A 10715-nucleotide genomic window follows, 5' to 3' on the forward strand; every position below is an offset into this window, starting at 1 on the left:
GCCCCCTCGGGGGGGGTTTCGGCGCCCCACCCCAGCTCCCACTCCCGCTCCCACTCCCGCTCCCACTCCCCGTCCCCGCGCCCGCGCCCGCGCCCGCCCCCGCGCCCGTCCCCCTGCCTCACTCGCCGAAGCGGATCGGCTCCCCCGTCCGGTGCAGGTGGGCGAACACCTCGCGGTACGACCGCAGCAGGCCCGTCTCGTAGTACGGGATCCCCTCCTCCGCGCAGAACTCCCGGGTGATCCGGGCGGCCCGGCCGAGCGCGGGGGTCGGCATGCTGGGGAACAGGTGGTGCTCCACCTGGTAGTTGAGGCCGCCCATCACCGCGTCGATGACCGCACCGCCCCGCACGTTGCGCGAGGTCAGCACCTGGCGGCGCAGGAAGTCCAGCTTCATCTCGGGCGTCACCATCAGCATGCCCTTGTGGTTCGGCGCGAAGACGCAGCCCAGGTACACCCCGAGCAGCGCCTGGTGCACGGCCAGGAACGCGACCGCCTTCCCCGTCGGCAGCGCCGTGAACACCAGGCCGAAGTACGCCACGAAGTGCACCACCAGCAGCACGCCCTCCAGCACCGGCCGCTTCATCGTGGGGCTGCGCAGCGCGCGGAAGCTGTTGAAGCTCAGGTTGAGGCCCTCCAGCAGGAGCAGCGGGAGGAACAGGTACGCCTGCCGGCGGCCGATGAACCGGGCGATCCCGTTCGCCTGCCGGGCCTGCCGCTGGGACCACACCAGGAGGTCGGGCGCGACGTCCGGGTCCCGCTCCTCGTGGTTGGGGTTGGCGTGGTGGCGGGTGTGCTTGTTCATCCACCAGCCGTAACTCATGCCCATCAGCAGGTTCGCGGCGATCCGGCCGCCGATCTCGCTCGGCAGCCGGTGGCTGAAGACCTGGCGGTGCGCGAGGTCGTGCGACAGCAGGGCGACCTGGGCGAAGACGACGGACATCGCCGCCGCCAGGCCGAGCTGCCACCAGGTGTCGCCCAGCGCGAACACCGCGTACCAGCCGCCGAGGAACGCGGCGAGCACCAGGGCGATGCGGGCGGCGTAGTAACCGGGGCGCCGGTCGAGCAGGCCCTCGGCGGCCATCCGGCGGCTCAGTCGGGCGAAGTCGCTGCCGGCGCTGCGCTCCACCTGCGGGGCGGGGGCGACGGCCGTCGTCACGGTCTGTGTGGGCATGCCCCGAGTCTGGTCCGGCACGCGGCCTCGGAGAACGGGGGAAGCACCCGTCCCGTACGGGTGTTAACCCCCGGCCCGCGCGGGGGGCCGGCCCGTGCGCGGCGACCGTCTACGATGTCGGCCGACACCATCCGGCCGGACCCATCCGGCCCACACCACGGGGGATTTGATGACAGGTCAGTGGCAGGAGATCGGGGCGTCGGGCGGCATCGAGGCCTACGTCCACCACCCGGACGGCGAGGTGCGCGGCGCCGTCGTCGTCTGCTCCGAGCTGTACGGGGTCAACGCCTACGTCCGCGGGATCTGCGCCGAGCTGGCCGCCCTCGGGTACGTCGCGCTGGCACCGGACTTCTACTGGCGCGACGCCCGTCGCACCGAACTCGGCTACAGCGCCGAGGAGCGGGAGGCGGGGCTCGTCCTGATGCGCGCCCTGGACCGCAACCGACTGGTGGCCGACGCCACCGACGCGCTGGCCGCCGCACGCGAAGCGGCCGGCGTCCACGGGGTGGCGTTCCTGGGCACCAGCATGGGCGGTCACATCGCCGTCCGCGCCGCCACCGAGCTGCGTTTCGAGCTGGCCGCCGTGTTCTACCCGGGCTGGATGCTCAACTCCGGCTTCCCGCTCGTCGGCCCGGTGCCGCCGCTGGAGACCGCCGACCGTATCGCCGCCAACGGCGTGTTCCTGCTGGGCTTCAACGGCGACCAGGACCACATCCTGCCGCTCGACGAGTGGAAGGCCGTCGAGGAAAAGCTCACCGAGGCCGGGGTCGCCCACGAGCTGGTCACCTACCCGGGTGCCGGCCACGGCTTCGCCGCCGACCGGGCCGACGGGCACGACGCCGCCGCCACCGCCGACGCCTGGCAGCGGATCCACCGGGCCCTGGCCGACCGGCTGTAGGCCGCACCGGCGGCTCCTCGCACCGGCGGCCCCTCGTGCCGACGAGCGCGCGGGGCCGCCGGGCTCACGACACCCGGAACAGCTCGTCCAGGTGGTACGTGAGGACCGCCAGTGCCTCCTCGCCGCTGCGCTGACCGCCCAGGACGCTCGATCCGAGTCCGTTGACCATGGCCAGCAGCCCGGCGGCGGCCGCCCCGACGTCCCGGCGGGCGTCGATCCGACCGGCCTCCTGCGCCGCGCGGAGCTGTTTGGCGAGGAAGCCCTCCAGTACGACCGGCGGCTGCGCGGCCTGCTTCTCCAGTACCGCGGGGTCGTTGAGCACGAGCGCGTAGTACGCGGCGTACGTCCTCGTGATCCGGCGGCTCTCGGCGTCCGTCGGCAGGATGCAGGACAGGATGGCGGTGACCACCTCGCGCGGGGCGCGCTCCTCGCCGATCCAGCGCTCCATCCGGGTCTGGAGCTGGGCGCCGAGCCTGGCCAGGGCGTCCAGCAGCAGGCCCTCCTTGGTCGTGAAGTAGTACTGCACGAGCCGCAGTGAGACGCCGGCCTCCGTCGCGACCGCCCGCATGCTGGCCGCCTGCAGCCCTTCGGTGTCGGCGATGCGCAGCAGGGCCTCGGCGATCTGCCGTCGGCGCTCCTCGTGGTCGACCTTCGCGGTCATGGTTCCGGCCTCCCTGACCGGGCCCGCGGTCGGGCCCGATTTCCTGATACACCCGTATCATGCCTGTGATACACATGTACCATGCGAATCAGCGAGTTCAGGAACGGCAAGGCCGAAGCCCGCTTCCACGCCGCCTACGAGCGCGCGCTGACCCAGCTGTGGCCGGGGGCGCGGACCTCGGTCGACGTCCCCACCGGCTTCGGCACCACCCGCGTCCACCGCACCGGCCCCGCCGAGGGGCAGCCGATCGTCCTGCTGCCCGGCTCGGGCGGCAACGCCCTGATGTGGCACGGCTACCTCGACGCCCTCGCCCGACGGCACCCCGTCATCGCCGTCGACACCATCGGCGAACCCGGCGCCAGCGTGCAGACCGTCCCCGTCCGCGACGGCCGCGACGCCGCCGCCTGGCTGGAGGACCTCCTCACCACCCTCGACCTGCCCGCCGTCCACCTGGTCGGCTGCTCCTACGGCGGCTGGATCGCCCTCAACCACCAGATCCACCACCCCGGGCGGACCAGCACCCTCACCCTGGTCGACCCGGCGGGCCTGGCCGACCCGGGCCGCCGCTTCTACACCTGGCTCATCGCCGGCGGCCTCGCCGCCCTGGCCCCGCGCCCCCTCCGGCCCCGGCTGGCCGGACTCGTCGGCAACAGCGCGATCCTGGACACCGAGCTGATGACCCTGATGCGCGCCTCGATGGGCTTCCGCCGCCGACTGCCCCTGGCCACCACCCTCACCGACGAGGAACTCGGCCGGCTGAGCGCCCCCGCCCTCTTCCTCCTCGGCGAGCGCAGCGCCCTGCACGACGCCCGCGAAGTCGCCGCCCGGCTGCACCGCCTCGCCCCGGCCGCCCGGGTCGACCTCGTCCCGGACACCGGGCACGCCCTGCCCACCGACGACCCGGCGGCCGTCCTCGCCGGGATCCTCAGCACCACCACCGGACAGGCCAGTTGACCTCGACGCCAACACAGCGCGTCAGGGCAGCCGGTCGTTCAGGTGAACCTCCGGAGCGCCGGCCGGGAGCGCCGGGCACCCGGGGAAGCCTCGTGCGTGACGGCCGCTCGCTCAGAGCGGCCGCACCGCACCACGGAGACTCCCCCGATGCGCCTGTCCCCCCGCTCCCGCGCCGCACTCGCCGGCGCCGCCTTGACCGTCACCACCCTGGTCGGCCCGGCCCCCGCCGCCACCGCCGACACCACCCCGCCGCCCCCGGCGGGCCGCTACCTGAACCTGCACCAGTGCGTCTACAGCGCCTTCTGGTCGGCCGGCTTCGACCTCATGACCACCCTGGTCCCGAGCCAGGACGGACGGTTCAGCGCCGGGACGAACGTCTCCGACACGCCCGTGCCCGCCGCCGTGTGCGGCGCGGGGGACGGGAACTACGAGCGCAACGTGTACACCGCCGCCGAGGGCTACGACCTGACGGCCGGGCGCTACCTGAACCTGCACCAGTGCGTCTTCTGGAGCGACTACGACCAGGACCACCTCACCACGACGGTCGGGACCACGGACTACAAGTTCTTCGCCTCCACCAACGTCTCCGACTCCCGTGACACCGCCCCGAGCTGCGGTGACGGCGGCGGCGTCGACCACTCCGTTCCGCTGCTGTCGAGCGCCACGCCCCTGGACCTGACCGCCGGGCGGTACCTGAACCTGCACCAGTGCATGTACTACTTCGACCGCTTCCACGACCACTTCACGACCTTCACCGCGAGCGGGGACGGTCGGTTCAAGGCCGGGACGAACATCTCCGACACCCCTGACACCAAGCCCTCCTGCGGCGCCGGGGACGGGAACTACCAGCTGATCCCGCTGCTCTCCGGCGTGAAGGCGCTCCCGCTGCGCTGAGGCCCGCGGGCCCTACGCCCCCGCCCGGTCCGCACCCAGGGCGGCGCGGACCAGGCCGGTGACGGCGGGGACGGCGGCGGTCAGATCACCCTCCGGCTCGGCCGCCGCCTCAGCCGCCAGGGCGTCGTAGGTCTCGAAGGCGGTCAGCACGAAGAGCAGGCTCGCCGCGTCGGCCGGGGCGTCCGGCAGCCGCCCGGTCAGGACCGCGGCACCCTCGCGACGGCGGGCGTCACGGTCGGCGATGACCCGGCCGACCTCGTCGTCGAGGGCGGCGAGGGCGCGCAGCCGGCGGGTGCACACCCGGTCGACCGCCCAGAAGCCGCCCATCACCTCGACGAAGCGGTCCACCGCCGCCCACGGGTCGGCCAGGGTGAACGCCTCGGCGAGCCGGGCCATGCCGCCCTGGGCGGCGAGGGCGTCGCAGACCGCCTCCAGCAAGCCCACCTTGGAACCGAACTGGTAGTAGACGGTGGCCCGGGCGACGTCCGCGCGGCGGGCGACCGCGTCCAGCGACACCGCGCCGGTCTCGGCCAGATGGGCCCGGGCGGCGGCGACGATCCGGGCCCGGGTCTCGTCGACCTCCGCCTGCCGCTGTCCCATCCGGTAGCCCCGGGGACTCATCCCGCTCGCCTCCACTCGCTCCGCGTCGACCGTCCGCGCGAACCGGCGGTTCCGCGTGAACTGGCAGTATCGCCGATCGGTCCTCCGGGGCCGGCGCGCCCCGGCACCACCCCGCAGCCGGGGCCGGGGCCGGGGCCGGTCGGTTCACACGGGCCGGTCCGTCGCCGCGCTCAGAGGATGACCCGGCCGCCACTGACGTCCAGGGTCTGCCCGGTGATCCAGGACGACGCCTCGGAGGCCAGGAACAGCGTGGCCGCGGCGAGGTCCTCCGGTTCGCCGAGGCGCCCCAGCGGGTGGGCGGCGGCGACCGCGGCCTGCACCTCGGGCGGCATGTGGGCGGCGGTCCGCTCGGTGCGGACGGCCCCGGGCGCGATCGCGTTGACCCGGACGCCCTCGCCGGCGACCTCCACGGCGAGGTGGCGGGTGAACATCAGCACGGCCGCCTTGGCCGCGGCGTACGCGGCGGAGGAGCCGCTGGGCAGCCGGCCCGCGGTGGAGGCCATGGTCACGACCGAACCGCTGCGACGCGCCAACAGCCCGGGAAGGAAAGCCCGGACGGTGAGGAAGGTGGCGTTGAGGTTGCCGTCCAGGACGGCCCGCCAGTGCTCCTCGGTCTCGCGGACGGTCGGTACGGGGTAGCCGTCGCCGCCCGCGAAGGCGGCCAGGACGTCGACCGGGCCGAGTTCCCGCTCGATCCGGTCGGCGGCGGCACCGAGCGCCGCCGCGTCGGTGCAGTCGGCGACCAGCCCCAGCGCCCTGGCGCCGTCCGCGCGCAGTTCCCCGGCGACCTTCGCCAGCGCCGCCTCGTCGCGGCCGAGGACGGCGACGGCCGAGCCCTGGCGGGCGAAGCCGCGGGCGGTCTCCGCGCCGATGCCCCGGCTGCCGCCGGTGATCACCACGATCTTGCCGTTCAGGTCGGGGTACCGAGCCTGTCGAACTCCCATGTCCCATCACTCCTTCGGTCCGGCTTCCGGTCTTGCTCTCCGGCTTGCTCTCACGGTGTGCTGTGGTTCACTGATTTCATTCATACAGTCCGTCTGAATGAATCACAAGAGCCGGCACGGGCGTGCCGGACCCGAGGAGGAACCGATGAGGATCGCAGTCGTGGGCGCCACCGGCCGCACCGGCCGCCTGGTGGTCGACCTCGCACTCGCCGCCGGCCACACCGTCACCGCCGTCGCGCGCACCCCCGACCGGCTACCGGAGTTCGCGCACGGCACCCCCCGCACCGAGTCCGCCGACGTCCACCGACCGGACACCCTGCAGGGGCCGCTGAACGGCCAGGACGTCGTCGTCGCCACCCTCGGCAGCACCGGCCGCCAGGCCACCACCGTCTTCTCCGACGGCGCCCGGGCGCTGACGGCCGCCGCCCGGGCCGGCGGCGCCCGACACCTGGTGACGATGAGCTCGGCCGGCCTGGACACCGGGCGGCTGCCCCTCGCCCAGCGGGTCGTGACCAGGCTCGTCGTCGAACGGCTGTACCGGGAGATCCACCACGACCTGGCCCGGATGGAGGCAATGCTCGCCGAGTCGGACATCGCCTGGACGGTCGTCCGCGTCCCGATGCTCAAGGACGGCCCACCGTCCGCGAACCCCCAGATCTCCTACGACCGGCCGCTCCCCCGCGCCGGCACGGCGACCCGGGCCACCGTCGCCCGCTGGATCACCGACCACCTCGGCGACCCGGACACCTTCCGCCGCCTCGTCCACCTCGCCGACGGCTGAGACGCGGGACCGACGACCGCCCGCCGCCGTCCACCTCAGCCCTGCTGCGGCGGACGGCGGCGCATCCCGAGCAACAGCAGGACCACCGCGGAGATCACCGCGGACACCCGCAACACGTTCGGGGCCGACGACCAGCCGATCTGCCCCAGCGGGGAACCCGACTGCAGTCCGCCGCCCTGGGCACCGCCCTGCTTGGCGTGCTGCATGGCCATCAGCGTGGTCGCGCTCATCGTGATCAGCGGGATCCCGAGGATCACGAACTTGCGGGTCAGGTCGGAGAGTTGGCGGGACAGATAGCCGAGACCCCAGCCCGCCAGCATGACCGGGAAGAAGCCGGAGACGGCGCCGCCGACCAACAGGGCACTGGAGAGCAGGATCAGCGGGGAAGGCTTGCGGGCCCCGGCGTCCTTCCCGGCCGCGCCCTTCCCCGTCGCCCCCTTCCCTGCCCCGGCCTTCCCTGCCGCACCCTTCCCTGCCGCGCCCTTCGCCCCGGCGGCGGGGGCCTCGGGAGCCGCCTTGCCCCTGGCCTTCCGCAGCTTCTTCGACTTCCCCCGGGCCTTCCGGTCCGCCCCTGGCTGCACCGACTGCCCGGCGGTCCCGCCCGCCTCACCGGCCACGGCCGCCGCCTCCCCCGCACGCTGCTCGGGGACCGGCTGCGGCGCGGGCTCAGGCCCGTCCGAGAAGTCGAACACCGTCATGGTCCACGGGCCGGTGCTGCTCACCGTCGGCGGCGGGATCGCGGCCGCCCGCGCCTCGGCGTCGACCGCGTCCGGCGGGTTCAACGGGACGGAGGGGATCCCACCCGCACTCGGCGCGGGCGGGTCGTACACGCTGTCGGGGTCCTTGACGAACGAGGGCGGTGCCGACGGCGCCGGAGGCACGGACGGGGCGCCCGCGGTGTCCTGAGCGCCCGTCGGAGCGCCGTGCACGGCGCCGCCGCGCGCGGGCCCGTCCTCCGCGCCCCCGACCGAGCGCTCGCTCCACGGCCCGCTCTTGCGCCACCACTCGCCGTCCGTCATCACCGACACCCCGCCTCGCCCGGCCCGCCCATGAAGAGCGCGGCCGCCCACCGAACCGCCCTCGGCGTGACGCTACCCACCCCGCCCCCGACCACGCGAGTCCGACGGGCGGGGCGGAGCGAGGCGGAGCAGGGCGGACCGGAGCAGAGCCGCCCCCGGGCGGAGCAGGGCCGACCGGCGCTGGTCGGCGGCCCGCCCCGGACACCGGGCCCGTCCCGGGCGGCACGAGGACACCTCGCCGTCCGCCCGCCCGACTAACCTAGGTCGAATGACCACACAGCAGGGCCCCCAACGCCGGGGCAGGTCCGCCACCGGCCCGCGCACCCTCGCCGAGGAGCTGCGCGCCCGTCCCGACGACGCGCTCGCCGCCCTGCTCCGTTCCCGTCCCGACCTGCTGAACCCCGTCCCCGGCGACCTGACCCAGCTGTCCGCCCGGCTCTCCTCCCGGGCCTCCGCGCTGCGCGCCCTGGAGCGGCTCGACCGCTTCACCCTGCAGGCCGCCGAGGCGCTGGCCACCGCCCCCGACGGCACCTCCGTGAGCACGGTCCGCTCGCTGCTGACCGGCCCGGCCAAGGTCAGGCCGCACCCCGGCGCGACCCCGCTCACCCCGGCCGACCGGTCCGCCGTCGCCGCCGCGCTGCCCCGCGCGATCGCCACCCTGCGCGACCGGTCGCTGCTCTGGGGCCCGGACAACGGCCTGCGGCTGGTCCTCGCCGTCCGCGAGGCGCTCGCCCCGACGGCGGCCAACCCCGGCCGTACCGGCCTCGGCCCGACCTTCGCCGACGCCACCGTGGGCATGTCCCCGGCCCGGCTGCAGCAGCTGCTCGCCTCGGCCGGCCAGCCCCCCACCCCGGACCCGGTCACCGCGATCGCCGCGCTCACCGCGCTGCTCACCGACCGCGTCCGCTGCGCCGCCCTGCTCGACACCGCCCCCGAGCCCGCGCTGCGGCTGCTGGACCGGCTGGTCTGGGGCCCGCCCACCGGCACCGTCCCGGACGCCGCCCGCCCGGTCACCGCCGAGGACGCGCAGAGCCCCGTCGAATGGCTGCTCGCCCGCGGCCTGCTGCTGCCCACCAGCCCCGGCAGTGTCGTGCTGCCCCGTGAACTCGCCCTCCACCTGCGCGGCGGCCGCACCCACCGCACCGTCGAACCGGTCCAGCCCGAGCCCGAGCCCGCCGCCGCCCCGCGCGATCCACAGGCCGTGGACGGCGCCGCGGCCGGCCAGGCCCACACCGCCGTCCGGACCGTCGAGGAACTGCTGGACGGCTGGGGCCTCACCCCGCCGCTCACCCTGCGCGCCGGCGGCCTCGGCGTCCGTGACCTCAAGCGCGCCGCCCAGGCCCTGGAGACCACCGAGCAGCAGGTCGCCTTCTGGCTCGAACTCGCCTACACGGCGGGCCTGCTGGCCCCCGACGGCGAGGTGGACGAACGCTGGGCCCCCACCCCCGGGTACGACGCCTGGCTGCAGCTGGACACCGCCGAGCGGTGGACCGTCCTCGCCACCGCCTGGCTCGCCGCCACCCGCGTCCCCGCCCTCGCCGGCACCCCGGACGGCAAGGGCAGGGCGCGCGCCGCCCTCGGCCCCGAACTCGACCGCACCCTCGCCCCGTCCGTCCGCCGCGCCGCCCTCGCCCTGCTCGCCGAACTCCCGCCCGGCACCCCGGCCACCGCCGCGGAACTGCTCCCCACCCTGCGGTGGCAGCGCCCGCTGCGCGGCGGCCCGACCGGCCCGGACGGCCGCGAACTGCGCGACGAGCTCACCACCTGGACCCTCGACGAGGCCGAACTCCTCGGCGTCACCGGCCGCGGCGCCCTCGCCGCCCCCGCCCGCGCCCTGCTCACCGCCGAGGCCGACCCGGCCGCGGTGCTCGCCCCACTGCTCCCCCGGCCGCTGGACCACGTGATCCTCCAGCCGGACCTCACCGCGGTCGCCCCCGGCCCGCTGCTCACCCCGCTCGCCCACGCCCTCGCGCTGTGCGCCGACATCGAGTCCAAGGGCGGCGCCACCGTCTACCGCTTCACCCCGGTGTCCGTCCGCCGCGCCCTCGACGCCGGACGCACCGCCGCCGACCTGCGCACCTTCCTGGAGCAGCACAGCCGGACGCCCGTCCCCCAGCCGCTCACGTACCTGATCGACGACGTCGCCCGCCGGCACGGCATCCTGCGGGTCGGCTCCGCCTCCTCCTACCTGCGCTGCGACGACCCGTCGCTGCTGAACGAGGTCCTCGCCGACCGCCGCTCCGCCGAGCTGCGGCTACGGCTGCTCGCCCCCACCGTCCTCGCCGCCCAGGCCGCCCCCGACGTCCTGCTCACCACCCTGCGCACCATGGGCTACGCACCGGCCGCCGAGTCCGCCGAGGGCGACGTGCTGATCACCCGCCCGGACAGCCACCGCACCCCGCCCCGCAGCGCGCCCGTCCCCGTCCCCGACGGCCCGCCGACCCCCGACGACGTGCTCCTCGCCGCCGCCGTCAAGGCCATCCGGGCCGGCGACCGCGCCGCCACCGCCACCCGCCGCGAACCCACCGCCGACCCGCGCCAACTCCCCCGCACCGCCGCCGCCGAGACGCTGGCCTCCCTGCAGACGGCCGTCCTGCTCGGCGAGCGCATGTGGATCGGCTACCTCAACGCCGAGGGCATCGCCAGCCAGCGGATCATCGACCCGGTCAAGGGGGGATGGGGGGGGGGGGCCCCCCGCGACCACCCCCCCGCCCCACAGCCCCCCCTAGCCCCCCCCCCCCCCCACCCCCGGCGCGGACGAGGCCCGGTAGC

General features: G+C 75.5%; 10 protein-coding genes. 5 read left to right on the forward strand and 5 right to left on the reverse strand.

The window, feature by feature from the left end; all coding sequences use genetic code 11:
* Positions 1-118: 118 nt before the first annotated feature.
* Positions 119-1171: a fatty acid desaturase family protein gene (locus ACFV0O_RS32225; RefSeq protein WP_380347306.1), complete on the reverse strand. Its 1053-nt coding sequence runs from the start codon at positions 1169-1171 to the stop codon at positions 119-121.
* 169 nt (positions 1172-1340) lie between these two features.
* Here ACFV0O_RS32225 and ACFV0O_RS32230 point away from each other — a divergent pair, with 169 nt between their 5' ends.
* Entirely contained in the window at positions 1341-2069 is a 729-nt protein-coding gene (locus ACFV0O_RS32230; protein WP_380347307.1) for a dienelactone hydrolase family protein, read from the forward strand.
* Between the two features lie 64 nt (positions 2070-2133).
* On the opposite strand, the gene ACFV0O_RS32235 is transcribed toward ACFV0O_RS32230, so the two are convergent.
* On the reverse strand, positions 2134-2730 hold the full coding sequence (locus ACFV0O_RS32235) for a TetR/AcrR family transcriptional regulator (RefSeq protein WP_380347308.1): 597 nt from the start codon (positions 2728-2730) through the stop codon (positions 2134-2136).
* Positions 2731-2811: 81 nt separating this feature from the next.
* On the opposite strand from ACFV0O_RS32235, the gene ACFV0O_RS32240 reads away from it, so the two are divergent.
* Complete coding sequence (locus ACFV0O_RS32240) at positions 2812-3684, forward strand: alpha/beta fold hydrolase (protein ID WP_380347309.1); 873 nt, start codon at positions 2812-2814, stop codon at positions 3682-3684.
* A gap of 147 nt (positions 3685-3831) precedes the next feature.
* Positions 3832-4578: a hypothetical protein gene (locus ACFV0O_RS32245; protein ID WP_380347310.1), complete on the forward strand. Its 747-nt coding sequence runs from the start codon at positions 3832-3834 to the stop codon at positions 4576-4578.
* A gap of 12 nt (positions 4579-4590) precedes the next feature.
* Here ACFV0O_RS32245 and ACFV0O_RS32250 read toward each other — a convergent pair whose 3' ends face one another.
* Positions 4591-5199, reverse strand: coding sequence for a TetR/AcrR family transcriptional regulator (locus ACFV0O_RS32250; RefSeq protein WP_380347311.1), 609 nt, complete (start codon positions 5197-5199; stop codon positions 4591-4593).
* 170 nt (positions 5200-5369) lie between these two features.
* Complete coding sequence (locus ACFV0O_RS32255; RefSeq protein WP_380347312.1) at positions 5370-6143, reverse strand: SDR family NAD(P)-dependent oxidoreductase; 774 nt, start codon at positions 6141-6143, stop codon at positions 5370-5372.
* 145 nt (positions 6144-6288) lie between these two features.
* Between ACFV0O_RS32255 and ACFV0O_RS32260 the strand changes: the two genes are divergently transcribed.
* Complete coding sequence (locus ACFV0O_RS32260; RefSeq protein WP_380347313.1) at positions 6289-6924, forward strand: NAD(P)-dependent oxidoreductase; 636 nt, start codon at positions 6289-6291, stop codon at positions 6922-6924.
* Between the two features lie 35 nt (positions 6925-6959).
* On the opposite strand, the gene ACFV0O_RS32265 is transcribed toward ACFV0O_RS32260, so the two are convergent.
* Positions 6960-7943 carry a hypothetical protein gene (locus tag ACFV0O_RS32265; protein WP_380347314.1) on the reverse strand — a complete coding sequence of 328 codons (984 nt, stop codon included), beginning with the start codon at positions 7941-7943 and terminating at the stop codon, positions 6960-6962.
* Between the two features lie 268 nt (positions 7944-8211).
* Here ACFV0O_RS32265 and ACFV0O_RS32270 point away from each other — a divergent pair.
* Positions 8212-10715 (forward strand): helicase-associated domain-containing protein (locus ACFV0O_RS32270; protein WP_380347315.1); only part of this gene is annotated, 2504 nt, incomplete at its 3' end.

This window comes from Kitasatospora sp. NPDC059577 (assembly GCF_042735475.1).
Classification (GTDB): domain Bacteria; phylum Actinomycetota; class Actinomycetes; order Streptomycetales; family Streptomycetaceae; genus Kitasatospora.

Excerpts from the sequence above, each read along its gene's own strand:
- ACFV0O_RS32225 (WP_380347306.1), bottom strand. The coding sequence starts at position 1,171 with ATGCCCACACAGACCGTGACGACGGCCGTCGCCCCCGCCCCGCAGGTG.
- ACFV0O_RS32230 (WP_380347307.1), top strand. The coding sequence starts at position 1,341 with ATGACAGGTCAGTGGCAGGAGATCGGGGCGTCGGGCGGCATCGAGGCC.
- ACFV0O_RS32235 (WP_380347308.1), bottom strand. The coding sequence starts at position 2,730 with ATGACCGCGAAGGTCGACCACGAGGAGCGCCGACGGCAGATCGCCGAG.
- ACFV0O_RS32240 (WP_380347309.1), top strand. The coding sequence starts at position 2,812 with ATGCGAATCAGCGAGTTCAGGAACGGCAAGGCCGAAGCCCGCTTCCAC.
- ACFV0O_RS32245 (WP_380347310.1), top strand. The coding sequence starts at position 3,832 with ATGCGCCTGTCCCCCCGCTCCCGCGCCGCACTCGCCGGCGCCGCCTTG.
- ACFV0O_RS32250 (WP_380347311.1), bottom strand. The coding sequence starts at position 5,199 with ATGAGTCCCCGGGGCTACCGGATGGGACAGCGGCAGGCGGAGGTCGAC.
- ACFV0O_RS32255 (WP_380347312.1), bottom strand. The coding sequence starts at position 6,143 with ATGGGAGTTCGACAGGCTCGGTACCCCGACCTGAACGGCAAGATCGTG.
- ACFV0O_RS32260 (WP_380347313.1), top strand. The coding sequence starts at position 6,289 with ATGAGGATCGCAGTCGTGGGCGCCACCGGCCGCACCGGCCGCCTGGTG.
- ACFV0O_RS32265 (WP_380347314.1), bottom strand. The coding sequence starts at position 7,943 with ATGACGGACGGCGAGTGGTGGCGCAAGAGCGGGCCGTGGAGCGAGCGC.